The sequence below is a fragment of the Bacillus sp. GW821-FHT11D08 genome (assembly GCF_058808515.1).
The window spans coordinates 26,842-52,333 of sequence record NZ_JBXARS010000012.1 but is presented as its reverse complement, the minus strand read 5'-3'; the positions used below and the strand labels follow the sequence as shown (position 1 = coordinate 52,333).

At 46.4% G+C, this 25,492-nt stretch carries 27 protein-coding genes; 5 read left to right on the top strand and 22 right to left on the bottom strand.

Annotated elements, in window-relative coordinates; translation table 11 throughout:
• Positions 1-100 precede the first annotated feature (100 nt).
• From AC1RRX_RS18675 to AC1RRX_RS18660, 4 genes are all read right to left on the bottom strand, one after another.
• Positions 101-1,639: a bifunctional GNAT family N-acetyltransferase/carbon-nitrogen hydrolase family protein gene (locus AC1RRX_RS18675; protein WP_144465000.1), complete on the bottom strand. Its 1,539-nt coding sequence runs from the start codon at positions 1,637-1,639 to the stop codon at positions 101-103.
• Positions 1,632-2,321, bottom strand: coding sequence for an HAD family hydrolase (locus AC1RRX_RS18670; protein ID WP_003155347.1), 690 nt, complete (start codon positions 2,319-2,321; stop codon positions 1,632-1,634). The genes AC1RRX_RS18675 and AC1RRX_RS18670 overlap by 8 nt, the downstream gene beginning before the upstream one ends.
• A 127-nt stretch (positions 2,322-2,448) precedes the next feature.
• Positions 2,449-2,871: a CBS domain-containing protein gene (locus AC1RRX_RS18665; protein ID WP_007610283.1), complete on the bottom strand. Its 423-nt coding sequence runs from the start codon at positions 2,869-2,871 to the stop codon at positions 2,449-2,451.
• Positions 2,872-3,001: 130 nt separating this feature from the next.
• Entirely contained in the window at positions 3,002-3,397 is a 396-nt protein-coding gene (locus AC1RRX_RS18660; protein ID WP_007408448.1) for a DUF5365 family protein, read from the bottom strand.
• A 109-nt stretch (positions 3,398-3,506) separates the two neighbouring features.
• Between AC1RRX_RS18660 and AC1RRX_RS18655 the strand changes: the two genes are divergently transcribed.
• Positions 3,507-4,415: an RluA family pseudouridine synthase gene (locus AC1RRX_RS18655; protein WP_144464999.1), complete on the top strand. Its 909-nt coding sequence runs from the start codon at positions 3,507-3,509 to the stop codon at positions 4,413-4,415.
• Here AC1RRX_RS18655 and srtD read toward each other — a convergent pair.
• Together srtD and AC1RRX_RS18645 are read right to left on the bottom strand one after the other, a co-directional pair.
• The gene (gene srtD / locus AC1RRX_RS18650) at positions 4,412-5,008 is read right to left on the bottom strand and encodes a class D sortase, LPxTATN-specific (protein ID WP_031378431.1); all 597 of its coding nucleotides are present in this window, start codon (positions 5,006-5,008) and stop codon (positions 4,412-4,414) included. The two genes, AC1RRX_RS18655 and srtD, sit on opposite strands and share 4 nt — an antisense overlap.
• Positions 5,005-7,059, bottom strand: coding sequence for a bifunctional metallophosphatase/5'-nucleotidase (locus tag AC1RRX_RS18645; RefSeq protein WP_144464997.1), 2,055 nt, complete (start codon positions 7,057-7,059; stop codon positions 5,005-5,007). The genes srtD and AC1RRX_RS18645 overlap by 4 nt, the downstream gene beginning before the upstream one ends.
• A gap of 192 nt (positions 7,060-7,251) precedes the next feature.
• On the opposite strand from AC1RRX_RS18645, the gene AC1RRX_RS18640 reads away from it, so the two are divergent.
• On the top strand, positions 7,252-7,914 hold the full coding sequence (locus AC1RRX_RS18640; protein WP_020955559.1) for a spore coat protein: 663 nt from the start codon (positions 7,252-7,254) through the stop codon (positions 7,912-7,914).
• Here the strand turns inward: AC1RRX_RS18640 and AC1RRX_RS18635 are convergent, their stop codons facing one another.
• Both AC1RRX_RS18635 and AC1RRX_RS18630 read right to left on the bottom strand, forming a co-directional pair.
• Positions 7,915-8,817, bottom strand: a complete 903-nt coding sequence (locus AC1RRX_RS18635) for a hypothetical protein (RefSeq protein ID WP_014417278.1) — start codon at positions 8,815-8,817, stop codon at positions 7,915-7,917.
• 120 nt (positions 8,818-8,937) lie between these two features.
• Entirely contained in the window at positions 8,938-9,477 is a 540-nt protein-coding gene (locus AC1RRX_RS18630; RefSeq protein WP_003155362.1) for a YhcN/YlaJ family sporulation lipoprotein, read from the bottom strand.
• Positions 9,478-9,621: 144 nt separating this feature from the next.
• On the opposite strand from AC1RRX_RS18630, the gene AC1RRX_RS18625 reads away from it, so the two are divergent.
• Positions 9,622-10,200, top strand: coding sequence for a hypothetical protein (locus tag AC1RRX_RS18625; RefSeq protein ID WP_015239462.1), 579 nt, complete (start codon positions 9,622-9,624; stop codon positions 10,198-10,200).
• 67 nt (positions 10,201-10,267) lie between these two features.
• Here the strand turns inward: AC1RRX_RS18625 and AC1RRX_RS18620 are convergent, their stop codons facing one another.
• The gene (locus tag AC1RRX_RS18620; protein WP_144464995.1) at positions 10,268-11,659 is read right to left on the bottom strand and encodes an L-cystine transporter; all 1,392 of its coding nucleotides are present in this window, start codon (positions 11,657-11,659) and stop codon (positions 10,268-10,270) included.
• A 151-nt stretch (positions 11,660-11,810) separates the two neighbouring features.
• On the opposite strand from AC1RRX_RS18620, the gene AC1RRX_RS18615 reads away from it, so the two are divergent.
• On the top strand, positions 11,811-12,890 hold the full coding sequence (locus tag AC1RRX_RS18615) for a GGDEF domain-containing protein (RefSeq protein ID WP_015239460.1): 1,080 nt from the start codon (positions 11,811-11,813) through the stop codon (positions 12,888-12,890).
• A 16-nt stretch (positions 12,891-12,906) separates the two neighbouring features.
• Here AC1RRX_RS18615 and AC1RRX_RS18610 read toward each other — a convergent pair whose 3' ends face one another.
• A complete protein-coding gene (locus tag AC1RRX_RS18610; protein ID WP_144464993.1) occupies positions 12,907-13,737 on the bottom strand; it encodes a MetQ/NlpA family ABC transporter substrate-binding protein in 831 nt (276 codons plus the stop codon).
• Positions 13,738-14,119: 382 nt separating this feature from the next.
• Between AC1RRX_RS18610 and cspB the strand changes: the two genes are divergently transcribed.
• A complete protein-coding gene (gene cspB, locus AC1RRX_RS18605; protein ID WP_003155376.1) occupies positions 14,120-14,320 on the top strand; it encodes a cold shock-like protein CspB in 201 nt (66 codons plus the stop codon).
• A gap of 91 nt (positions 14,321-14,411) precedes the next feature.
• Here cspB and AC1RRX_RS18600 read toward each other — a convergent pair whose 3' ends face one another.
• The 12 genes from AC1RRX_RS18600 to prkA all read right to left on the bottom strand — a co-directional run bounded on the left by AC1RRX_RS18600 (position 14,412) and on the right by prkA (position 25,438).
• Positions 14,412-15,359, bottom strand: a complete 948-nt coding sequence (locus AC1RRX_RS18600; RefSeq protein ID WP_025284471.1) for an ABC transporter permease — start codon at positions 15,357-15,359, stop codon at positions 14,412-14,414.
• Entirely contained in the window at positions 15,352-16,269 is a 918-nt protein-coding gene (locus AC1RRX_RS18595; protein ID WP_025284470.1) for an ABC transporter ATP-binding protein, read from the bottom strand. The genes AC1RRX_RS18600 and AC1RRX_RS18595 overlap by 8 nt, the downstream gene beginning before the upstream one ends.
• Positions 16,270-16,986, bottom strand: coding sequence for an ABC transporter ATP-binding protein (locus AC1RRX_RS18590; RefSeq protein ID WP_015239456.1), 717 nt, complete (start codon positions 16,984-16,986; stop codon positions 16,270-16,272).
• Positions 16,976-17,353 carry a GntR family transcriptional regulator gene (locus AC1RRX_RS18585; RefSeq protein ID WP_007408436.1) on the bottom strand — a complete coding sequence of 126 codons (378 nt, stop codon included), beginning with the start codon at positions 17,351-17,353 and terminating at the stop codon, positions 16,976-16,978. The genes AC1RRX_RS18590 and AC1RRX_RS18585 overlap by 11 nt, the downstream gene beginning before the upstream one ends.
• Positions 17,354-17,355: 2 nt before the next feature.
• A complete protein-coding gene (locus AC1RRX_RS18580) occupies positions 17,356-18,123 on the bottom strand; it encodes a hypothetical protein (RefSeq protein WP_012117148.1) in 768 nt (255 codons plus the stop codon).
• A 119-nt stretch (positions 18,124-18,242) separates the two neighbouring features.
• A complete protein-coding gene (locus AC1RRX_RS18575; protein ID WP_003155385.1) occupies positions 18,243-18,614 on the bottom strand; it encodes a hypothetical protein in 372 nt (123 codons plus the stop codon).
• Positions 18,615-18,626: 12 nt separating this feature from the next.
• Complete coding sequence (locus AC1RRX_RS18570) at positions 18,627-19,160, bottom strand: NAD(P)H-dependent oxidoreductase (protein ID WP_003155386.1); 534 nt, start codon at positions 19,158-19,160, stop codon at positions 18,627-18,629.
• 24 nt (positions 19,161-19,184) lie between these two features.
• Positions 19,185-20,780 carry an MFS transporter gene (locus tag AC1RRX_RS18565; protein WP_003155387.1) on the bottom strand — a complete coding sequence of 532 codons (1,596 nt, stop codon included), beginning with the start codon at positions 20,778-20,780 and terminating at the stop codon, positions 19,185-19,187.
• Between the two features lie 40 nt (positions 20,781-20,820).
• Positions 20,821-21,486, bottom strand: coding sequence for an HlyD family secretion protein (locus AC1RRX_RS18560; protein WP_007610259.1), 666 nt, complete (start codon positions 21,484-21,486; stop codon positions 20,821-20,823).
• 36 nt (positions 21,487-21,522) lie between these two features.
• Positions 21,523-21,987 (bottom strand): MarR family transcriptional regulator, encoded by a 465-nt coding sequence (locus tag AC1RRX_RS18555; protein ID WP_003155389.1) that lies wholly within the window; start codon positions 21,985-21,987, stop codon positions 21,523-21,525.
• Between the two features lie 180 nt (positions 21,988-22,167).
• On the bottom strand, positions 22,168-23,352 hold the full coding sequence (gene yhbH / locus AC1RRX_RS18550) for a sporulation protein YhbH (protein WP_007408433.1): 1,185 nt from the start codon (positions 23,350-23,352) through the stop codon (positions 22,168-22,170).
• Between the two features lie 190 nt (positions 23,353-23,542).
• The gene (gene prkA / locus AC1RRX_RS18545; protein WP_003155391.1) at positions 23,543-25,438 is read right to left on the bottom strand and encodes a serine/threonine protein kinase PrkA; all 1,896 of its coding nucleotides are present in this window, start codon (positions 25,436-25,438) and stop codon (positions 23,543-23,545) included.
• Positions 25,439-25,492 lie beyond the last annotated feature (54 nt).

Genomic DNA, 25,492 nt, shown 5'->3' with positions numbered 1-25,492 from the left:
CAATCACCGATAAACTATCGGCAATTGGCTGTTTAAAAGGTGTTTTGACCCCTGTCTCAAAAACGGGGGGCAGTCCCCTTAAGCGGAGCGGGCGTTTTTTTTATTTCAGATGCGTAATCCGGTAAATGTCTTTGCGCCGGTCTTTCAGCTGGCGCACGGTTCCGTTTTCACGCTGCCTTCTTAAGATTTCAAGGTCCACGTCCCCGATCACGACCATTTCGATATTCGGATTCGTTTCACCGACGATTCCGTCTCTGGCAAATTCAAAATCAGACGGAGCAAAAATGGCTGACTGCGCGTATTGAATATCCATATTTTCTGTTTGCGGCAGGTTTCCGACCGTACCTGAGATGACGGTGTAAATTTGGTTTTCAACCGCTCGCGCCTGAGAGCAGTACCTTACGCGCAAGTAGCCTTGGCGGTCTTCAGTGCAGAACGGCGTAAAGATAATTTTCGCCCCTTGATCCGCGGCAATTCTCGCAAGCTCCGGAAATTCGATATCGTAACAGATCTGAATGGCGATCTTTCCGCAGTCCGTATCAAATACGCGCACCCTGTCTCCGGCGCTGATGCCCCACCATTTCCGCTCATTCGGCGTAATGTGAAGCTTATATTGTTTTTCAATCGTGCCGTCACGTCTGAATAAGTACGCGATGTTATAAATTTTCTCCTCTTCTTCAACGAAGTGGGAGCCGCCGATGATGTTGACGTTATATTTCACCGCGAGATCTGTAAAGAGGCTGATATAGTCCTCGGTATATTCGGTAATCCTCTGAATGGCCAGACTCGGAGAACGCTCCTCGAGGAAAGACATGAGCTGCGTCGTGAAAATCTCCGGGAACACCGCGAAATCAGATCTCGCATCGGAAGCCACATCGACATAGTATTCAACCTGATTGGCAAATTCCTCGAAGGAGTAAATCTTTTTCATTTCATATTGAATGACGCAGATGCGCACCGGAAATGCCGATTTGTAATAGCGCTTCGATTGCGGCAGGTAATCGACATTGTTCCATTGCATTAATGTCGCATATTTAATGGACGCGGTGTCATCCGGGAGATAATTCGGATTGATCCGCATGAGCGTAAATCCGTTCATCAGCTGGAAAGAAAGCACCGGATCATAAATCTGATGGCGCGTCACCTGTTCGACATAAGCTCTCGCCGTCATTTCTTCCGCATACTTATGATAATTCGGAATCCGACCGCCGATAATAATGCTTTTCAGATTCAATCGTCTCGCCAAGTCTTTTCTCGCCTCATACAGCCGGTGTCCGATTTTCATCCGTCTGTATTCCGGGTGAACCATTACCTCAATCCCGTACAGATTCAATCCGTCCGGGTTGTGGTTCGTGATATAACCGTCGTCTGTAATGTCCTGCCACGTGTGGCGGTCATCATATTCATCGAAATTGATGATCAGGCTTGAGCATGAACCGATAATTTCCCCTTCGTACTCGGCGCAAAACTGACCTTCGGGAAAGTGCGCGAGATGGCTGATTAAATGCTCAGGCTCCCACGGCTCCATCCCCGGAAAACAATCCTTTTGCAGCTCAATAATTTTGTTGATATCTTTCTCTTCCATATTCCGTATGACCATTTTCTTTTCAAAACGGGTCAGATCAAGTTTCTCAGACAATGCTGCTTCCCCCTGCCGGTTCGTTTTGATCGTTCAATCGCTGTAAGAGTAATTCAAGTTCCATTTCCGCCATCGATTCCAGTCTGTGATCGTATTCTTCAAACAACAGGGCGCTTGTTACCTTATTCGGCACGATGACACATTTCATGCCGGCCCGTTTGGCTGCGATAGAGCCGTTGACCGAATCCTCAAAGGCCAGACATTCAGATGGTTCAACGCCTAAATGTTCCGCAGCTTTCAGATAGAGCTCCGGATTCGGCTTCACTTCTTCTACGTCGTCAGCCGTCTGAATCACTTCAAATTCATCAAACAGGCCTAATTCCTTCAGATGGCCCGATACCCATTTGAAATCTGAGCTGGACGCGAGCCCCACCTTCAATCCTAATTCTTTTGCCGCGGCTAAATAAGCCTCCACCCCGGGGCGCGCCGTTTCCGTCTTCATCCGCTGTTCGAAGCGCCCGCGCCTGATCGCCGTCAGTTCATCATGATCGAGCTTTCTTCCCAGCTGCTCCTCTAAATATGCGAACGGCTTAAACCCCGCGGCCGTTCCGATCACCTTTCCCCAGACGGATAAAGGCAATGTTGAACCGTGTTCCTCAAACATTTCCTGCAGCACTTCATATTCATGGGTTTCTGTATCTAAAATTAACCCGTCAAAATCAAAGATTAATGCTTTTATCAATGGTTACAGCTCCTTTAGCTAAACGTACTGACCTATGTATACACTATACCGTGAATTTCTTTCGCGTTCAAAATGTAACATTCTCACGGAAAGAAGAGCCTGCATGAGTGCAAGCTCTCTTCATCCGTTACTGTGTGTTTTGACTGGAAATATTGGAAAGAGCTGCTCCCGCAGACTCATTTGAACGCTGATCGACCGCTAAGTCTCCAAGCGCAACGATCCCGACCAGATGATTTTGATCGACAATGGGAAGGCGGCGGATTTGGTGTTGGGCCATCAGATGTGACGCCTCTTCAAGACTCATTTCCGGGTTTCCGGATACAACTGTAGAAGACATCACGTGTGAAACAGGTGTTTGGCCGTCGCGGCCTTGAGCCGTTGTTCTCAATGCGATATCACGGTCTGTCAGCATTCCTTTTAATTCCCCTCCGTCAACGACGGGAATTGCTCCGACATTATGCTGGTGCATCAGCGCAGCCGCTTCCTGAATCGTTTGATTGGGAGAAACGGTAGCCACGTGGGTAGTCATTGATTGTTTGATTGAACTCATTGTAAAGCACCCCTTTCGACATTTATTATGCTCGGGGATTTGTCTCATTATAAAGGGAGTTAGAGGAAAGAAATTGTGGTATCATGTCAAGGAAGCAAAAAAGAGCCTGTTAAAAGGCTCTTTATACCCGTCAGATCAGCCTTCTGTGACCGCAGGCTTCTGATCCGGCCCCTGTCTCGAAATCATCATAGGTAAAGGGAAAATTCATTCCGCATTCATTCAGCAAAGCGCAATTTTTATCAAACAGCGCCCGCTCTTTGACGTCATATACCGGGTGCGGCTTTGACAGCATGATATGTACCGTTTGCAGACAAGCCATAATTTGAAACGCTTCTTTTAAAGTTCCTTGGTAACGTTGGTTTTGTAATGATAATACGCCCCTTTTTTTAAAGCGCTGAATTTCCAGTTCGGAGAAATAAAGAGGAAAGACATTTTGAAACAATTCAGAGGAAAGCTCTTGTATCGCGCTTTCTTGTCCGTCAGTCGCTGCGTTCACAATTCTCACATCAATCACCTTTCTTGCCATGTGAATATCCTTAATCTTTATCAAGAATAGCATAGAAAAAAACGCGAAAGCTAAGGTAAGTGTTTCCTATTGAAACAGCCGCTTTCCGCTTGAAAAGGAGCTTTATGATATGAAACAAAATGACCGCGGTCTGGAACTCCTGATTACGGAAAAGCACGCCGGACAATGGCTGTTTTCAGTCCTGAAATCTGAATTCCAGGCGTCAAAACCCGTAATTACGGAATGGATGAACCAAGAAAGCATTCAGGTGAATCGAACATCCCCGAAAAACAACATCATACTGAAAACCGGAGATCGCTTATTCATTGATCTTCAGGAAAAAACGGGTTCTTCGGTGACTCCGGAATACGGAGAGCCGGACATTTTATTTGAGGACAATCATATGCTGATTGCAAATAAGCCGGCGGGAATGCCGACTCATCCAAATGAAGAGGGTCAGACCGGCACCCTCAGCAACCTGATCGCTTACCATTTTCAAATCAACGGCGAGCAGGCGAAAATGCGCCACGTTCACCGTCTTGACCGTGACACGTCAGGCGCGGTCGTTTTCGCGAAACACCGCCTGGCCCATGCAATCCTTGACCGTCAGCTCGAAACCAAAACATTAAAACGCACCTATATCGCCGCGGCGGAAGGAAAAGTCACGCCGAAAAAAGGCACGGTTGACTCGCCGATCGGCCGCGACAGGTCACATTCCGTCAGACGGCGCGTCTCATCCGGCGGACAAGCCGCCGTCACCCATTACAAAGTGAAAGGCTATCATCCCGGTGCGCAGCTTACATTGGCAGAGCTTGAACTGGAAACCGGGAGAACACATCAAATCAGGGTGCATATGGCAAGCATCGGCCATCCGTTGGCGGGCGATGACCTGTACGGCGGAAGCAGGACGCTGTTTCACAGGCAGGCGCTTCACGCAAAAAAAGTCAGTGTCGTCCATCCGATCTCAGGAGAAGAAATCGTTGCCGAGGCGCCGATGCCGGCTGATCTGGCTCATTTTACCGAAACGTATTTTTCTTAAACAGGGTCGGCATATATAATATATCGTTTCGGCGCATTTCCAATGTAAGAAAACGGATAGCAAGTGGTCAGGATCAGTTCCTCCCGCTTGTGCTGAAGGGTGATGACAGATGTATCATCCCGGCTGACGATTTTTGTACGGCTGATTTTATAAGAAAACGTGCCGTAAGACAAAATCACGTTCAGTCTGTCTCCTTTTTTCAGTTCGCCGGTCCGGCGGAACACCGTGTCCCTGTGGCCGGATAACACAATTTGGCCGTGATCGCCCGGATAATAGCTGTCCTTATAATGTCCGACGCCTTTTGCTAAATCATCTGCGTCAGTCCCTTCCACGATCGGGAGCTCAGCGTCGATTTCAGGGATTTCTAAAATGCCGCTTGCCTCACCCGTTTCGGGGTGAAATTCTTTTTTGCGCTGTGTCAGCACAGCGCTTTTTGTTTCGTTCTTTTCCAAGACAGGTTCTGTTGCTTTTTTTGCTTCTTCAAGCGAATGGTTCGTTTTCATATGTGAATCAATGATCTTCCAGCTTCCGTAACATGTGATGATGATACCGGCGATGATGACGAAAAGCGGAATAAGTTTCAGTTTGTTCATCGTGTGCGGGTTCCCCTTTTCTTTCTGAAAAGCCAATATACGCCGGCACCCGTGATCACCAGACCGGCCAATGCCGTCTGATGGCTGCCCGCTGAAGTATCAGGCAATGGGCGGCCTTTTTGTGTGCCGCTTTCAGTCTGTTTTGTGCTTTGTTCCGAATTTGCGGCAGACGCCGGACGGGATTCGGGAATTGACTGCACTGTATCAGATGCTGTTTCTTTTACGACAGGACGTTCAGGTTTTTTGGTTTGATCAGGCTGTTCTGCCGCATCCGGTTTTTTAGCGGGTTTTTCCGCTTGCGGTTTTTCTCCTTTATCAGGCCTGGTGCCGCCCGGTGTTTCCCCGCTTCCCGGCTGATTGCCGGTGTCATCAGGTGTTTCGGCGGCTGATGCCGTGCGGATGCGGCCGTCGGTTTGATAAGAAATCGGTGCGGAAAAGCTTTTGACATAGTCTACTGTCGCTTCCAAATCCTCAGGCCCCGTCACCGGATTCTTGCCGAGTTTCCCGATCGGACCGTATTTTGCCCCCGCTGCCGTCGCCATAAATTGATTGACTGTTACTGTATATCCTTTTTCGGGCTGTATGTCTGTCCCGTCCGCCATTTTCATTTCAACCGCTTGTCCGGTTTCCGGGTTCCATGTATAGGAAAATCCGCTGATGCTGTAATCCGGACCGTACACCGGAGAAATTTGCGCGTTAATGATCTCCCGCAAATCTTTTCCTTTGATTTCAAGCTTCGTCAGCACATTGCCGAACGGCTGTACATTATAAAGGTCTCCCCATGTGATCGGCCCTTTTTTTAAGCCGTCCCGGATGCCTCCTCCATTCATAAGCGCAAAATCGGATTTCAACTTCGCTTTCATACCGTCGGCAATCAGATTTCCGAGCGCCGTGTCGCCGTCATTTGAATACCCGCCCGTTATATCATGGGCCGCTTCCCCGACCGCTTCGCTGATAATCGGTTTCACTTTCTCTTCATATTTGCTTAATATGCCTGCCGCAGCCGGGTCAGGCTTGATTTTACTTTGATCGATATATTGGATTTCCGCTGATTTTTTCACGATATCCTTCGACTCTTTATCAAGTTCAAGATCGGCGATTCCGATTGCTTTTCCGTATTCAAATGCCTGCACGATCAGCTTGCCGTTGATTTCTCCGTTTACGACTTTATGATTGTGCGCGGCGAAAATCACGTCAATCTCTGAGTCTGTTCCGCTTGCAAGCTTTGCGGATTCTCCCGTGATGGCTGAGCCATTTTGTTCAGCAGACATATGGGCGAGCACGGCGATTGCTTTAATTCCTTTTTTCTTCAGGTCAGCGGCGGCGTCATTGACGGCCTTTACCTCATCCGTAAACGTAATATTTTTAATTCCCTCCGGGATGACCATGCCTGCCGCCGATCTGGTTACAACCCCGATAAATGCGACCGGAATTCCGGAAACGTATTTAATTTCATACGGCGGCAGAAAGGACTCCCCTGACTTCAATTTACAGTTGGCGCAGACGAGCGGGAAATTTTGGCCGTCATAACCGCTTGTCCCCTTACCGTCCGGATGATCTCCTCCATTGATGATCCGTTTAAGCTCATTCGTTCCTTCATCGAATTCGTGATTGCCGACAGTTCCGACATCAAAACCGATGTCTTCCATCAATTCTACTGTCGGTTCATCCTGAAAAAGGGCTGACACGGGAGAGCTGCCCCCGATCATATCGCCCGCATGCACGACAAAGGCGTGTTCTTTCTCGGCTTTCGCCTTTTTAATGTACGCTGCGGCGTAGTCCATCCGCCCGAAAGTGCCATCCGGTTTACCGTCTCCGTTAAGGTCAAGCTCATATTGCTGATCAATTTTTCCGTGCAGATCATTCATACTGATGATTCTGAGCGGGACACGGCCGGAGTCTTCTGTCTGCTGTTCTTTATACGCTTTATCCATTCCAGCTTCATTCAGTGATCCTGCTTGTCCGATTGCTTCCGCATCTTTCACGCTGAACATCATAAAACAAACCGTCAGCAAACAGCACGTAAGACGCATACCCCTTTTTTTCTTCATTTATTTCCCCCCTGTCTTCTAAGAAATACGTTAGCTTATTTTCTTAAAAATCACATCACTTTTTTGTAAAGATTGTCTTCACTGGCGCAAAATAGTAAATAATCCCCACGTAACGAAACAGGTCTTGATGTATAACGGATCGGCTTTTTTCACATCTTAATGATGATTTGACATGAAGGAGGAAAACAACCAGTGGAACAGCAGCAGAATCAGCAGCAGCCAGTAAATCAGGGGATCCCGGGTTCACCGCAAGTGAATCACGGAGGACATGAGCTTTTCGATATGCATGAAGTGCTGGCCGGAACAGTCGGCGTATTAGATCAATTTATGATGCTCAGACAGTTTATACAGGATCAGCAGCTGGCCGACATCCTTGACCGCCAGTATCAATTCATTCTCGGACTCTATAATCTGACGGCAGAATGCTTTAAGACCGGCCAAAAGCCTTCTCAGGAAACGTCGACATATATGATGAAGGAACAGAACCAGGCCGTCTACGGTATAAAACCGACTCAGCCGAAAAAACCGAATCAATCATTAAATGATGTCAAAGATCTCGGGATCAGCGGCCATATGCTCGGCCTGATTAAAGCTCAAGCTTCTCTCTTGACGATGAGCTCGCTTGAAATGACCAATCCCGTCACTAGAAGAGTGCTCTCCGCCCAAATTCAGCAATATGTCGAAATGGCGTATGAAATCTTCTTATACCAAAACAAACACGGTTATTATCAGGTTCCTCAGCTCAATGCACAAGATATGCAGACCATGCTGAATTCATTTGCACCGGCCCAGGGACAGCCGCAAATGCCTCCGATTAAAGGACAAATGGGACAGCAGCAGCAAAACCTCCATTGATTAAAAAACGGCGTTGGAAACCTGACTCTCCAACGCCGTTTTCTTTTTTTCATATGCTTTTATGAAATCATGTTCAAATTGTTTCAGGCTTTCTTTCGTAGCCGCTTCAAAGCCTTTTTCAAAATCCTGTGTTTCGGCGGTTTTGTTGATAATGGTTAAGATAATGCCTTCTCCGAATGTTTCGGTTAAATCCTTTATCATATAGAAGCTTTGCAAATAGACATCCGTTTCATATTCCATACGCGATTTCTGCCATTTTCGGTCGGTCGTTAATTGATCAAACGGCACGACGGAAAATGCAATCGGATCAATGACTACATCATAATGCGCGACCCACTCGCTCAGCCCCTCATGAAACCAAAGCGGAAATACAGACGTATCCGTCCCCAATTGCCGCGTTTTTTGATGAAACGCGTAGTGTGTATATTCATGTATAATCAATTGCTTATACATGAAAACGGCCAGCTCATCTTTTTTCAAAAGCTGTTTTTTCTCTTCAGGCAAAAGCCCCATCATCTGCTCCTGTTCTGAATAAAAACCGACTACATTTTTCAATCCTGAATATTGCTCCATTTCAGCTTCATCCGAAAAGAAAATGAGTTCAAGCGGCGCTGCACCTTTATAGCCGACAATGATTTGATTGATACGCTTTGCGTGGTCCAGCGTAAGCTTGGTCAGATCCAAGAGCGGCTTTTCATCCGCCGTATAGTAAATCGCTGTATGTTTGTAAATTTCTTTATTCATGTGTTCAGTCACTTGTTCCTTCGTCGGAACAGAGCGGCTGTTTTGGCCTGACAGGACGTACATCATACTTACTGAAACGGCTGAACTGACAGCCAATATGACAAGGACTCCGCACAGGATCAGAGTGAATGCCGCCCGTTTCCCCATGCCGTCACGCAAACAAGCTCCCCTCCCCGATCCTTTCATTTTCATCTCATTCTTTACTTTATGCTCAGGAGCGCTGGGTCGTGACGGCAGATAAAATAAAAAAGCCGCAGCAAATGCGGCTTTTCCATTCATTTATTTATTGGGGTTTGGGAATACACGCTGCACCATTTGGCCGAATTCATCAAACAGACCGGATACAGGATGTCCGTTTTGGATTCGTTTTCCGTAGCCTTGCATGCGTTCAACGAAGTCCGGGTTCGCTGATACATATACAGTCCGGACATGTTTATCGGCTGATTTCACCTTATCGGTAATCTTATTTTTTAAATGGTTGGCGATGGCGCCTTTTTGCCCGTTTGTCAAAACAACGGCAACATATGCGCTGTTTCCGGCAACGATCACAGTCGCATTTTTAACCTCTTTTAAATCAGTCACCTTGTCGGCGGCTTTATCAGCCACTCTCAGGTTACGATTGTCATTGTGATCGGTGTTTTGATTATGACGGTTCACTGTATTCATATTTGTCGCACCGTCGTTAGGCGTGTTGCGGTAATTTACATTCTGGGTGCGGTTGTCATTTCGTTTTCCTTCTCCTTGGTTCCCCATACTGCACCCTGCGGTAATCAGCATCGGCAGAAGAAGGGCAGAGATAACTGCTTGTTTTTTTATCATGTGAATTCCTCCTTTCTCACTTTACGTATAGGTTTTTCTATTCGGCGGGATTTATGCACGCCGTTTGCATTCTGAGCGGTTTGGATAAATATCAGAAGGAAAGGGAAAGGTAAGCGTAATCAATTGAATGAGGAGGGATTTAACTTGTTCAGAAAAAAAAGCGGCATCAGCCCGACAGCGCTGCTGATCGGATCATCGATTCTGATTGCAGCTTTATCACCCGAAATCCGCCGGAAAATCTCCGGAATGGTTTCAGGCAGAATGCAGCATAAAGATGGCACACACTCCATGCAGCCTGCTGACCTGATTCAACAGGCTTTCGGCGGGGAATCCGGCGGACAGCAGCACACAGACAAAGCCCGGCATTCACAAACCGGCTCCACACAGCCTGCCGAGCTGATCAAACAGGCTTTCGGCGGGGAATCCGGCGGACAGCAGCACACGGACAAAGCCCGGCATTCACAAACCGGCTCATTACAGCCTGCCGAGCTGATCAAACAGGCTTTCGGCGGGGAATCCAGCGGACAGCAGCATGAGCAGACTTCCCGCAATCACTCCGGCTCATCCCATACGGACGGACAGGCAGACCGCAGCCGCAGTAAAGAAACTTCGCCGAAGCCTCACTATACCGAGCCGATTCACTTCGAAGAAAGCGCGGTGAATGTTTTAAATGACAGCACCGTGATGAATATGCTGGAAGAAATTGAACCCGGAAATCATTAGAAACGAAAAAATCCTTCATTCGTTCAACGATGAAGGATTTTTCGTTTTAGTGCTATCTGCTTTTTTATTAAGCTTCTTCAGTTTCAATGACGATTGTGGAATCATTGTACACCGCGGTATCGGTTTCCTTCGTCATTTTACTTGTTAACAGCCCTGCGGTCATACTGCCGCTGACATTTAAGGCGGTGCGCCCCATGTCAATTAACGGCTCAATTGAAATGAGCAGTCCGGCAAGCGCCACAGGCATGTTCAAAGCAGATAGGACGAGCAGAGCCGCAAATGTCGCGCCGCCTCCCACGCCTGCTACACCGAATGAACTGATTGCCACGATGGCGATGACGGAAATGATAAATCCCGGTTCAAACGGGTTTTGCCCCACTGTCGGCGCAATCATCATCGCGAGCATCGCCGGATAAATACCGGCACAGCCGTTTTGACCGATTGATAAGCCGAATGAACCGGCGAAGTTCGCAATGCCTTCCGGTACGCCCATGCTTTTTTGTGTTTTAATATTGAGCGGCAAAGCCCCTGCGCTTGAACGGGACGTAAACGCAAACACCATAACCGGAAATGCTTTTTTCACGTATGTGATCGGATTTAAACCGCTGAACGTGATCAGCAGCAAGTGAATGATAAACATGGCGATAAGCGCGGCGTATGAAGCGATCACAAACATCCCCAGTTTCGCAATGCTGTCGATGTCGCTTGTCGCGATCGTTTTGGTCATAATCGCCAATACCCCGTAAGGCGTCAGTCTTAAAATTAATGTCACGACGCGCATAATAATCGCGTAAACCGCATCGACAATTCCGCTGAATGTCGCTGCGTGCTCCGGCTGCTTCCGTTTCACGCCCAGAAAAGCGATGCCGAGGAAAGTGGCGAAAATAACGACTCCGATGGTGGAAGTCGGTCTGGCTCCCGTGAAATCAAGAAACGGATTCCCCGGCAGAAGCTCAACGATTTGCTGAGGCAGCGTTTTGGCCGTCATATCCTCAGATTTTTGCTGCAGCTCCTGACCCCTTGATAACTCAGTGCTCCCCTGGTCGATATGAACGGCTTTCAGATCAAAGGAAAGCGCCGAAACAATTCCGACTGCCGCGGCAATTGCTGTCGTAGCAATCAAAATTCCGATGATCAGTCCGCTGATTTTCCCGATGTTATGGGTCAGTTTCAGCTTCGTAAATGCGCCGAGAATAGAAATAAAGACTAGCGGCATGACGATCATCTGAAGCAACTTGACATAACCGCCGCCGGCGATATTAAACCAATCGGCCGTTTGTGTCACGACATGTGAGGCCGGCCCGTAAATCAATTGCAGCGCAAAACCGAATACAATGCCTAATCCGAGCGCGGTAAAGACACGTTTAGAAAAGGAAACGTGTTTTTTTTGCATCACAAACAGACCTGCTATAAACAAAAACAAAATAAAAACATGTAAGATTACAAATAAATTCTCCAAAACAGGTAAACACTCCCTTGCTCATTATCCTTAAACACTATATTACATCAATTCCGATCGGTCAAGTAAGAATTGACAATATATGTATTTTTAATGATTTTTCTCTTTTCTTTCCATCCTTTCTTTAGTAACTTATATAAGGGTGATTGTTATGCTGAAGGAACTGTTTCTTAATTTGACGATTTTAATCACATTTAATTATCTCTTCACCGTTCTTTTTAAAGAGTCGCTTTCACATAAAGAAGACCGTCCGATGTTTCAATTACTGAAGGGGACGGTCTGCGGGCTTTTAGGGGTTTTTCTGATTGCTTTCGGCTTTTCTTACTCCGATTCCATCATTGATCTCAGAAATATCCCCATTATCATCGCCGCTCTTTACGGAGGCTGGGTGTCTACAGCAGCTGCCTTTATCATTATCGTGGCAGGCCGTATCCTGATCAATTTCAATGCCAGCGCCATTTATTCTATCGCAGCAGTCGGCATGATTGCGATACTTTCTGTGGCCGTATTCAGAGGAAAAAAGCCGAATCACAAAAATGCGTTCGTTATGCTGCTCTTTTCAAATGTTATTATCACCCTGACGCTGCTGTTACTTATGCCTGAACAGCCTGCCGGGGCCCTCGTTTATTTTTGGCTCATTTCTACCTTGGGCGGAATGCTGTCGCTGTATATCATTAAACACGAAGCCGATGCCCGCCTTTTGTTCAAGCAATACAAGTTTCAAGCGAATTATGATTTTCTGACGGGGATTTTTAATAAGAGAAAATTCGAGGAAGTCTCACGCGTTCTGTACGATCGGGCGTCTCAATCCCCCTCGTCTCAGCTCGCGCTTATTTATTTGGATATTGATCACTTTAAGCAGATCAATGACCAATACGGCCATTATGAAGGGGACCAAGTGCTGAAGGAACTGGGGGCGCGCCTGAGGTTCTTACTCAGCAGTTCTGATCCGTCAGCCCGCATCGGCGGGGAAGAATTTGCCGTGCTTATGCCCAATTGCACGTATACAAAAGGGCTTCACCTCGCAGAAGAAATCAGGCACACGATTGACGCGAACCCGATTCTGCTGACGAGCGGAGATACAATTCCCGTGACCGTTTCCCTCGGCATCGCGCATTATCCGACAAATACATCGGACCCTCAGACATTGCCCCTGATCGCGGACCGGATGCTGTACAAAGCGAAAACATCAGGGCGCAATCAAGTGTGCAGCACTGAAAAAAAAGAATGATCGCCCGAAGAGGAAATCATTCTTTCTTTTCAGTGAGAAAGCCGCCCCTCAGGAAAACAGGAATCAGGCTGCCCTCATATTCTTTTTCAATAAACGCCGCGGTATCATCTGATTGATACAAAGACAGGAGTTTTTGCATCCGTTCATCATCTTTATCCTCAGCTCTGACGGCGATCAGATGAATATACGCTTCCTTCATTTGCGCCGATCGGATCAGCGCGTCCTTCTCCGCATGAAATCCTGCTCTTTTCGCCTCTCTTTGACTGAGAACTGCTGCGTCAGCATGTTCCGCCGCCTGATAGGCGTTCTTTTTTGTTTCCGTTTTTAAGGTCAGATGCTTCGGGTTGTCCTTGATCATATCAGTTGAACCCGTACCGGTGAATCCCTTTTTCAATGTCATCAGTCCGGCCTCCTGCATGAGAAAAAGCGCCCTGCCGAAGGCCGCCGCTTCACCAGGCACGGCAATGACCGCTCCGTCCGGTATATCCTTCAGCCGTTTATGTTGCTTTGAATACACCCCCAGAGATGCCGCATATGTCGTTCCTAAAGGAGCCAGCTTCTTTTTCACATGAGGCGGCAAAGATTGAAAATAAGAAACGGATTGAAACGCATTGGCGTCGAGATCCCCGCCGGCAAGCGCCAAATCGGCCTCGGCATAATCCGAAAACGTTACCAAAGAAAGCTGCAATCCTTCCTCACCGGCTTTTTTCGCGACAAACTCCCAGATCGATTGATCAGATTCATTGATTCCGATAGTAATTGTCCGGTTCCCGTCAGGATAATGACATGAAGTAAGTGACATGATCAAAATGAAAAGAAACAGACTGTTTATAAGCCGCAGGTTCAAGTTGACCTACTCCCTATCTATTTTTATGTACAGAGGCTGCACCATGGTATTCGGGCTCATGATTACATACAATACCGATTAAAAAAAGGGTTGTCAATTGCTTCCTTAAGAGACCGTAAAGCGGTTTTTATCAGCTGAAAATGGGCTGTTCTAGTCTCAAATCAGATTTCCGTATCAGAGCGTTCTCCTCTTAAAACATGTTATTTCGAAAAAAGTTACATTTAGCAGTTGTTTTTTCTTCGAATTACTGGTAGAGTAAAGGTAATTATTTTTGTTCGAACTATCTTTAAGAAGAAAGTTTTGTAAGAGTTTTCGTCTTGGAAGTTTGTTTTAGAGCAAGAATAGTGAATTTAAGCGTTATGTCGCTTTAGGAGGAAATTTCATGTTAGAAGGTAAAGTAAAATGGTTCAACTCTGAAAAAGGATTCGGATTCATCGAAGTAGAAGGTCAAGACGATGTATTCGTTCACTTCTCTGCTATTCAAGGCGAAGGCTTCAAAACTTTAGAAGAAGGCCAATCTGTTTCTTTCGAAATCGTTGAAGGAAACCGCGGACCACAAGCTGCTAACGTAACAAAAGCATAAATTGTTTAAAAACCCTGCCGGTGTACGCCGGCAGGGTTTTTTTCATCTAAAACGAAAAGCTGTTTTGCAAAGGCAAAACAGCTTTTTTATATCAGGTGGCAATATCGCGTTTTAAGAAGACGCCGAATGCGAGCGCCAGAAAAATAACGAAGTAAATCACAAGCATCACAACCGAAAATGTCATCGTCATCCCCTCTACTAAAGGAGTCCCGTTCATATATTGCGACAAATCCGTGTTGGCGAATAAAATATATTTGGTCCATTCAAATTTCGTGGCAAGAAATACAGTCGCCGTGTTTCCCATAACCAATAGAAAAATAGAAAATCCGACCGCTAATGAGCTGTTCCGGAATACCGCAGACAGCATAAACGCCATCGTCGCAAGCATAAAAGCGGAGACAGATTCATAGACATATGTTTTAGCGAGGAAGGCGATGATATTTTGCTCAAAAACATGGCCGTCTTTGTATACGAGATGAACATCAGCCGCAGTATCTCCGCCTGTACCGAAAAAGACCAATCCCAACAGAGCGGAGCCGGCAAATAAAATCACAAGCATCAGCAGTCCGAACAGCAGCACCGTCATATATTTAGATAGCAAAATCTGAAAACGGCTGAGCGGACGAATGGCAAGCAGCTTGATCGTGCCCCAGTTGAACTCATTCGCCACAATGCCTGCGGCAATGATAATCGTAAACAGCCCGGTCAAAACAGTCATCATCGAAGAATCAGCTACGTATGACCACACTGTGTACCCTGTATCCTCAGGGATGTTATGATCCATACGGTATTGATTTATCGCGACATTCTGTTTCAGGTTATCAATGAGAGTCTGGTTTCCGGTTTCCTTCATCTGCTGTTTCATTTCTTTGTTTTCGGCCTGGAGCTCCTGTTTCCAATTCGGATTGGCTTCGCTCGAGGTGAAATGGTTTGACAGAAGCGCAAAACCGATCATCGAAACGCCTAAAATTACAATCATAGCCCACGTGCCGACGCGGCTGAAAATTTTTATCCATTCATTATAGATCAGCTTAAACATATTGAACCTCCTCTTTCGTCCCGCCGGTAATCTCCAAGAAACGGTCTTCCAAAGATTTTGTCATGATTTTCACTTCATATAAGCGGATGTTTTCACGGACGAGCAGTGAAATCACATCAGGTACTTCCTGTTTTGACAGCCTGATCTCAATGCCGTTTGTCTTCTTCACACAGTCAAACTGACTCAGAACGGCAAGAGCCTCTTCTCTTTGTTCAATATGGAAGAAGTATGTATCTTTATCCTCTTTTCCTTCATCCCTTACTTTTTGAATATCGACAAGCTCCCCTTTTTGCAGAATGCCGATTCGGTCGCACATTAACTCCATTTCTGACAGCAGATGGCTTGAGACGATGACAGCCATTCCTTTTTCACGTGTCAGCTTTTTCAGATGGTCCCTGATTTCCCTGATGCCCGCGGGATCAAGGCCGTTTGTCGGTTCATCCAGAATCAGCACCTTAGGATTATGCAGCAGGCTTTGGGCGAGGCCGAGACGCTGTCTCATTCCGAGAGAGTAGGTTTTTACTTTGTCATGTATTCTGTCCTGCAACCCGACGAGCTCGATGACCTCATCTATTTTTTCTTTCGTAACGCCTTTTACCATCCTTGCGTACTGCTGTAAATTTTTATAGCCGCTCAGGAATTTGTACAGCTCCGGGTTTTCCACGATGGCTCCGACGTGCCTGACCGCTTTTGCATAGTTTTTCGTAATGGATTCCCCGCAGATTACGATGTCTCCCTGAGACAGTTTCATTAATCCGACCATCATTCTGATCGTAGTGGTTTTCCCCGCTCCGTTCGGCCCTAGAAACCCAAACACTTCGCCCGCCCGGACGGAGAAGCTCAGATCATGAATAATCGTTCGTCCTTTTATCGTTTTCTTTACCTGTTGCAGTTCTAATACCGTTTCCAATTAGAATCCCCCTTCTATTTCGTGCGCCTGCATGACGCTTCTGTACCATTGCAGCACGGACATTCCTTCCTGTTCCCGAATTTCTTCGACCTCGCGCCGTTCAGCGATTTTCCCTTTTATGAAAACCATCACTTCGTCTAACAGCGTCTCAATCTCGCCGATCTCATGCGTGGCGATGACGACGATCTGGCTGTCAAAATCAATATAAGATACGAGACTGTTGACAATCGATTCTCTGACAGCCGGATCAAGACCTGAAAACGGCTCATCCAGCAGAATGACGGATGCTTTTCTCGACAGGGCCAAAACGATTTTCAGCCTGCCCCGGCTGCCTTTGGACAGCTCTTTTATCTTCTGCTTCGCTGAAAGATTCATTTCCGTTAATAGGTTATGTGCTTTTTCCAGCTGAAAATCCGGGAATTGCGAATGATAAAATGTGAGCATATCACCGACGGTCGTCCGGGCGAAAAACATATCATGTTCGGTTAAATAAGCCGTACGAAACAGCATGTTCCTGCTTACTGCGCAGTCTCCGATCCGGACGGCGCCCGAGGTCGGGAACGCAAGCCCGGCAAGCATTTTAAGCGTTGTTGATTTACCGCTTCCGTTCGGCCCTAAAATTCCATAGATTTTACCCGGAGACAATGAAAATGATACATCGCTGACCGCGAGCCTGCGGCCGTATTTTTTTGTTACGCCTTCAAAATCAAGATTCATCGTTTCCTTCCTCCGCATATTGTTTGATCCCGTCGATCATTTCCTCAGGAGATAACCCCAGCTCCGCCATTTCCTGAATAAAGCGTTTGAAAACGTCTTTAGTCAGCCTGTCTTTCAGCTCCGCTTTCAGATCGGACCTTTCCGCTATAAAGGTTCCCTGTCCTCTTCTCGTCTCCACGATCCCCAGCCTTTCCATTTCACTGTACGTTCTTTGTATCGTATTCGGATTCACTTTCATCTGTACGGCCATCTCCCTTACGGACGGCAGTTTGTCCCCCGGTGAAAGCTCACTTCGGATCAGCCGGTAATATACACGATCGGCAATCTGCAGATAAATCGGCTTGGATGACTGAAATTCATTCTCCATCATCACACCTCAACCTTTCGATTCAGCAGCATAGAGGCCAGCGCGAGACAGAGCGCCGCAAGCACGATCACTGCCAGGAAGCTGAAAAGCGAGATGTGGACGGCCTTCAGCTCCACCGTCCAGCCGGTCAATTTTGTATAGTGAAAATCAAAATCCGCATACACTTTTACCGGCCATAAATCATGTTGAGATGAAGTGAAAGGCGTAATGATTTTATCGTCAATATAGGTCCAGACAAACGCAAGCACGATGCAGATCACCCAACGGAGGACGGGAACATGTTTTAATGAGTGAAAAACAGTCCAAAAGACGGCCACGATCACAGATAAATACGCTGAACTGATCAGCAGGTAAGCATTCAGTCCGGTTAATGTGCCGGCCAGGGGAATGGTGTGTTCCAGCGCTCCTTTTGCAGAAAGCATCCGGTACATCCAAATGCCGTAACCGGTCAGCGCCAGCTGCCCGATCAACTGATACAGCAGTGAGGCCGTCAGCTTGGAAGCCAGCAGATAAAATCCTCCATTCGGATTGTAAAGCCACAGCTGATTTTTTCCTTCTTTATGAAGGTGATAGTACATAAAAAGCGGCGCTACAAGAAATTGAAAAAACCCCATTGCCGTAAAAAAGCCGAAAATGACGAGCGGTTCTTTCTGACGGGCAGCGATGACGTGGGCTGCAAACGCCCAGCAAATCATGCCGCAAAGCCACACCGCAAGCCAAATCCATGAAACTTTCGCATCTTTTTTCAGCAAACCTAAAAACGATGTCATTCTTTCTCTCTCCATTCGGATCAAGTGTATGAGTAACATAGTACACTAGATCATCACGTATTACAATATCTTCAATAAAAAAAAGACAAATCCGCTCTTACGCAGATTTGCCTTTTCAATTACTTCTTTTTGTTTTTTAAGGAGAGCAGCGCATCACGATAGCTGCTATCCTGCATTTTGCCGCCGCTATCAGGATCGTTTGGTTCCTGATCTGTCTCAGAAGTCTTAAACTTCTGAAGCGCCTGACGGTACACATCATCGCCCATTGTATTCTTTTTCTCACGGGGAGATTCAGATTTTACAACGACGGGAGCATGCTCGGCTGAGCGCTCCTCGGCCGGATCATGCTTTTCCGGCTGTTCGGCTGTAGTGCCGATCGCTTCTCTCTTTTCTTCTTTGACATCCTGTCCTGCAGAAGTGCTGCGGACATTGAATGTGATAAGAAGTGCAATCACAATGACAGCAGCAATAACCGCTATAATAATGGCCATATAACCCTCTCCTTACTGTCGTCCGGCAGTTAGATTACCTGTGACTTGGCTGACACGTCTGCCAAGCGCACGGCCTAATTGAAGGCCTTCTTCCGTCATCAGCACATCGCTGTCAACCGGGCATGTGACGCCCGCGCCGTAGTAAGAGCCGTACAGCGCGTTTTCAGGAACGTTGCCGGGAAGTCCGACAACAATCATGCCTTGGTGAAACATAGGAGTGATCAGATTGTGCATTGTCATTTCTAATCCGCCATGTGTTGTCGCCGTCGTACAGAATACGGCGCCGACTTTATCAATCAGCTCGCCTTCAGCCCACAGATAGCCGAGTCTGTCGATCCACGCTTTTAAGCCTGAACTGATGGTGCCAAAGTGTCCCGGGCATCCCCAGATAATGGCATCCATGTCTTTCAGCTTGCGGATGTCTGCTTGATCGACATGATCGATCAGGACTTCAGCCTCAGCGTTTTCTCGTGCTCCTTCGGCAATGGCTTCAGCAAGGTGTTTTGTATGTTCGCCTTCACTATCGTACACTACGTAAATTTTCATTCAGGAAACCTCCCATTCAGATGATTAAGATTCCTTCACTTCTTTAGGGGCCGGAAGCAATGACAGCTCCTCTTTTTTCTTCGCCCGCTGTTTGTCTTTCCGTACGTCACGCAAGAACAGGCTCAGGACTACGCCGATAACCGCAAAGATCGTCGCCCACATAAACGCGTCATTAATCCCCATAACGTTGGAATTAAGTGAAGCTGTTTTGTAGAGATAAGAATAAACGGTTTGTTTCGCCGCATCAAGCGACATGTTCATGTTGACCATTAAATTCGAAACCGCGCTTTGGAACGATTGCATGAAGCTTGGATCAGCCGTGCTCGTTTTATCCGCAATCTGCGAATAGTGCATTGTCGTACGGTTCGTATAAATCGTTGTGATCAAACTTGTTCCGATTGAACCGCTGATCTGGCGGAGCGTGTTGCTCATCGCCGTGCCGTGGCTGTTCAACCGTGCCGGAAGCTGGTTCATTCCGGCTGTCATAACAGGCATCATTAACAGTGACATACCGAATGCGCGGATGGCATAGACAAGCATAATGTGCGTGTAAGGTGTGTCAATTGTCAATTTTGTGTACTGGAATGTCGTTGCGACCGTGATGACCAGCCCGATAATCGCAAGCGGTCTTGGACCGATTTTGTCAAACAGAATACCGGAAATCGGCGACATGATCAGCATGACAATCGCGCCCGGCAATAGCAAGAGGCCCGATTGCAGCGCCGTAAAGCCGACTAAGTTCTGCAGGTAAATTGGAAGCAGGAACATTCCTGTGTAAAGCGCAACGGTAATAATGATGTTAATCACACTGGAAAGTGAGAAAATATCATATTTAAATACCCGGAAGTCGAGCATCGGTTTTTCAGAGCGCAATTGCTGAATGACAAACGCGGCAATCGCGATGACACCGACAATGACGGTAGACAGCACGATCGGATCTCCCCAGCCGTCGCTGCCCGCTTCACTGACTCCGTAAAGCAATGAGGCAAATCCGACAATGGATAGAATCGCACCCAAGCTGTCGAGTTTGATTTTTTGCGGTTCCACCAAGTTCTTAAAGAGGAAGAACGCTATGATAATAACGATTGCCCCGATCGGAACAAGACCGTAGAACATAATGCGCCATGTGTAATGCTCGATGATCCAGCCGGAAAGAGTCGGTCCGACCGCCGGAGCAAACATCATCGCAAGACCGAAAATCCCCATTCCTTTCCCCCTGCTTTCAGGCGGGAAGATAAGCAGAATGGTTGTCATGACCAGCGGCTGCAGGATACCGCCGCCGACCGCCTGAATTAACCGGCCGATCAGCATGGTTGAGAAGTTAGGCGCGATTCCGCAGACTAACGTTCCCGCTGTAAAACAGAACATGGCTACGAGAAAGAGGCTTCTCTGTCCGAACCGGGTAATTAAGAACGCAGATAACGGAATCAAAACACCGTTGACCAGCATGTATCCGGTCGTAAGCCACTGAATCGTCGTCGCACTCACACCGAACTCGGTCATTAAGTGCGGCATCGCCACGTTAAGAAGCGTTTGGTTCAAGATCGCCAGGAATAACCCGGCCATAAGCACAATAAGCAATGTTTTAGGACTTTTTACTTGATTATCTGATTTAGCCACCTAAGACAACCTCCCTTCATGGTTTGATGACTGATCTGTATTATTCAGAGATTTTTACAGATGCGTTCATACCAGGAAGCACCTTGTCAGATGGGTTGCTGAGTGAAATTTTAACAGGAACTTTTTGCGTTACTTTTGTGTAGTTGCCGCTTGAGTTTGAAGAAGGCAGCATATCAAATGTTGAATTTGTCGCATAACCGATTTCTTCTACTGTTCCGTCAAATGTTGTATTAGGGTCGCCGTCAACAATTACGTCTACTTTGTTTCCTACTTCAATGTCTCTAATGTCTGTTTCTTTAATGTTCGCAGTGATGTAAAGGTGTTTCATGTCAATTTCCTGGGCAATTGTCGTACCGGCTTGCACCATTTGGCCGTTTTTCACTTCGTTTTTCACGATTGTTCCATCCATGATGGCTTTTACGTCAGCATTTTGCTGTCCTTTGATTTTTGCAACAACGTCGTTTTTGCTTACTTCTTTCCCCTCATCAAGGTTCCAGTCAGTTACTTTACCCGCAGCAGGAGCTGTGATAGCAGCCATGTCGCCGGCAACTTTTGCTTCATCGGTTTTTACATAGTGTGTGCTTTGATAATAGTAGTAAGCACCTCCGCCTATAATTGCAAGAACAACAATCAAACCGATAATGTTGGTCAGAATTAAACGTCCTCTGTTCATTTTGTTTTCTCCTTTCGTTTCTTCCTCTATCATTTTGTGGAATGATGATAAAAATATGTGGGGATTTTTTTATTTTCCGTTTTTCACTGCACAGCCGTTTGCAAGCTTCGTTAAACTTTCCGCAAGCTTGCGCAGGTACTGCAGTTCAGCGGTATTGAGCTGCCGGTATAAGACCGCCGCTTTTTCGGCATATTGAACAGCAGCTTTCTTTAGAAGTTCTTCCCCCTCTTCGGTTAACTGAATCATAACAACACGCCGGTCGTCGTGATAGTCGCTCCGAACCATTAGGCGGCGCTTATACAGAATATCGGTCATTCTCGTGACAGACGCCGGTTTCAGATCAAGCGACAAAGCCAGCCTTGAAAGCTGCGTGCTTTTGCTCTTATGTATTTTGAACATCAGCAGATACTGCAGCACTGTAATATCAAAAGGTTCAAGAACTGTCTCCAGAATCATTTTCTGCTTTTTGTAAATCGATCTGGAAGTATCAAACAGTTGTTCAAAACTGAGCAAAGCGAGCTCTGATTCAATCACCGTATTTTCACCTCATTCCCTTAATAATAGTTCACAAGATAAAATATTAATAAATGAAAGAAGGTTTGTAAAGAGAAAAGTTTCATTTTTTAAGGATTTTTTTTATGCCGTTTTTTCTCTTTATTTTTAATTTAAAAAAGCCGGGTGAAGAACCGCGGCCGCACGATTCTTCACTCGGCTTTATATTTCATACGATGCTTTGCTTACACCGGCTTCCTCATTTTTAAAAAAGCTTTTCAGCGCTTGAAATACGTCTGATTTCTGTTTCAGGATGTAGTATTTAAATTTATCATCTTTGACATTTTTATAGGCGGACATGAGGGTGGAATGCCTGTTATATTGATTGACCTCACCGTAACAGAACAGATTCGATTTTTTCATGATGTCATTGACGAGCTTTACGCACCGGGCGTTATCCGAAGTCAGGTTATCTCCGTCTGAAAAATGAAAGGGATAGATATTGTAGCGGGCGGGGTCATATTTTTCATCAATTAATTCAAGAGACTTCCGGTAAACGGAGGAACAGATGGTGCCCCCGCTCTCCCCTTTCGAGAAAAAATCTTCTTCCGACACGACCTTCGCTTCCGTATGGTGGGCGATAAATTCGATATCAACCGTTTCATACTTTGTCCGTAAAAATCGTGTCATCCAAAAAAAGAAGCTCCTCGCCATATACTTTTCCCATACGCCCATCGAACCGCTTGTATCCATCATCGCTAAAACGACAGCTTTCGATTCCGGCTTCGTCACATCATTCCATGTTTTGTATTTCAGATCTTCCGGATAAATAGGGTAAAACGACGGCTTGCCTGTCATGGCGTTTCGTTTATAGGCCGACAGCATCGTCCTTTTCTTATCGATATTCCCTGTCAGCCCGGTTTTCCGGATATCATTGAACTCGATATCGGTATGGACGATATTGTCCCTTTCCTTTTGCTGCAGATTCGGCAGTTCTAATTCCTGAAACAGCGCTTCTTCCAGATCCATCAATGAAACTTCCGCTTCATAATAATCCTCGCCTGCCTGATCGCCGGCTCCCTGGCCTTTTCCGGCCCCCTGCTTTTTATCTGCGCCGTCTCTTGCGACGACATCTCCGACTTCGCTGTCGCCGTCGCCTTGGCCGACATGTTTATTTTTATCATAGTTATAACGGATTTTATATTCATCAAGCGAACGAATCGGGATTTTCACGACATCTTTTCCGTTGGACATAATAATGCTTTCCTCAGTAACAAGATCCGGAAGGTTGTTTTTTATCGCTTCCTGTACTTTCTTTTGGTGGCGCTGCTGGTCGTCAAAGCCTTTGCGATGGAGGGACCAGTCTTCCTCTGAAATCAAAAAATTTCCGCTGTCATTACGGGACATGAATTCCCCTCCTTAACCGTTATGGTCGTTTTACATGTGTATGCCGGCTTGGTCCTGTTTATGAAACAAGTCCGGCGAAAAGATTTATTTTTATCTTATGCCGGCCGGACTCTCCAATTGACAAACAATTGCGAAAAACAGACAAAAGAACCCGTCCTTTTACAGACGGGCCTCTCAATGAAATCAAACATCAGCGGTTTAACAAGCTTCCGACATATTTCAGCAGTTCATTAGCGCTAGTCGAATTATAGCCGTGTTCATCTATTAACCTTGCCACTACCTCATTGACCTTTTTAAGCTGCTGCTCATCCGGCGTTTTGGTTGAGGTCGTAATTTTCACCACGTCTTTTAAGTCTGCGAACAGCTTTTTCTGAATCGCTTCGCGGAGTCTTTCGTGCGAATTATAGTCAAAGCGTTTTCCTTTTCTTGCATAGGCGGATATGCGGATTAAAATTTCTTCGCGGAACGCTTTTTTCGCGTTTTCTGAAATGCCGATCTGCTCTTCAATGGATCTCATCAGTTTTTCGTCAGGATTCATTTCTTCACCCGTCAGCGGATCGCGGAGCTTATTTTTATTGCAGTACGCTTCCACATTATCTAAATAATTGTCCATGAGAGTTTTCGCGGATTCTTCATATGAATAGACGAACGCCTTCTGCACTTCTTTTTTAGCGATGTCATCGTACTCTTTCCTGGCGGCGGAAATAAAATTCATATACCGCTCTTTGTCCTCGGCGGAAATGGACGGATGCTGGTCAAGTCCTTCTTTTAAGGAACGCAGCACATCAAGTGAATTGATCGATTCCATATTTTTTCTGATAATTGTTGAGGAAATGCGGTTGATGACATAGCGCGGGTCAATTCCGCTCATTCCTTCATCATGGAATTCCTTCTTCATATCCTCCAGATCAACGGAATTGTAACCTTCAACGCTTTCTCCGTCATAGAGCCTCATTTTTTTGACGAGATCAATATCAGAGCGGTTCGGTTCCTTCAGCCTGGTCAAAATAGAAAACATCGCGGCCACTTTTAATGTATGGGGGGCGATGTGTACGTCAGAAACATCACTTTCAGAAATCATTTTTTCATAAATCCGTTCTTCCTCTGACACCTTTAAATTATAAGGAACAGGCATCACGATGATCCTGGAGTGAAGGGCTTCATTTTTCTTATTGGCAATAAACGAGCGGTACTCCGTTTCGTTCGTATGCGCAACAACCAATTCGTCGGCAGAGATGAGCGCAAACCGTCCGGCTTTGAAATTGCCTTCCTGCGTGAGTGACAGAAGGTGCCACAGAAATTTTTCATCGCATTTCAGCATTTCCTGAAACTCCATCATTCCGCGGTTCGCTTTATTTAATTCACCGTCAAACCGATAAGCGCGCGGATCTGATTCTGAGCCGTATTCGGCAATTGTTGAAAAATCAATACTCCCCGTCAAGTCGGCGATATCCTGTGATTTCGGGTCAGACGGGCTGAAGGTTCCGATTCCGGTACGTTTATCCTCCGAGAAGAATATACGTTCAACCTTTACATCCTCAATTCTGCCGCCGTATTCTTCTTCAAGCCGCATGACATTAAGCGGAGAAAGGCTGCCCTCAATTCTGATGCCGTATTCTCTGTAGAAGTCGTCGCGCAGATGATGGGGAATGAGATGGAGAGGATCTTCATGCATCGGGCAGCCTTTAATGGCGTAAACAGCGCCGTTGTCTGTCAATGAGTAGGCTTCAAGCCCTTTTTTCAGCATGGTGACAAGAGTTGACTTTCCGCCGCTGACGGGTCCCATCAATAGTAAAATCCGTTTTCTTACATCGAGCCGCTTGGCAGCCGGGTGAAAGTATTCCTCCACGAGCCGTTCCAGAGATTCCTCAAGGCCGAACAGCTCCCGCGAGAAAAAGCTGTATGTCTTTTTACCGTCATCCTCCTCGATTCCGCTGTCTTTTATCATATTAAAAACGCGAGAATGAGCAGACTGCGCGACCAATGGATTTTCTTTTATGATCTCCAAATAATCAGCGAACGTCCCTTCCCATTTGAGACGCTGCTCTTCCTCTCTGTACTTTTCAATTTTCTTTAATATATCCATAAGAACCTCCTCTATCATGGTTAATGCACTAGAAATAAGGTACTTTGTTACAAT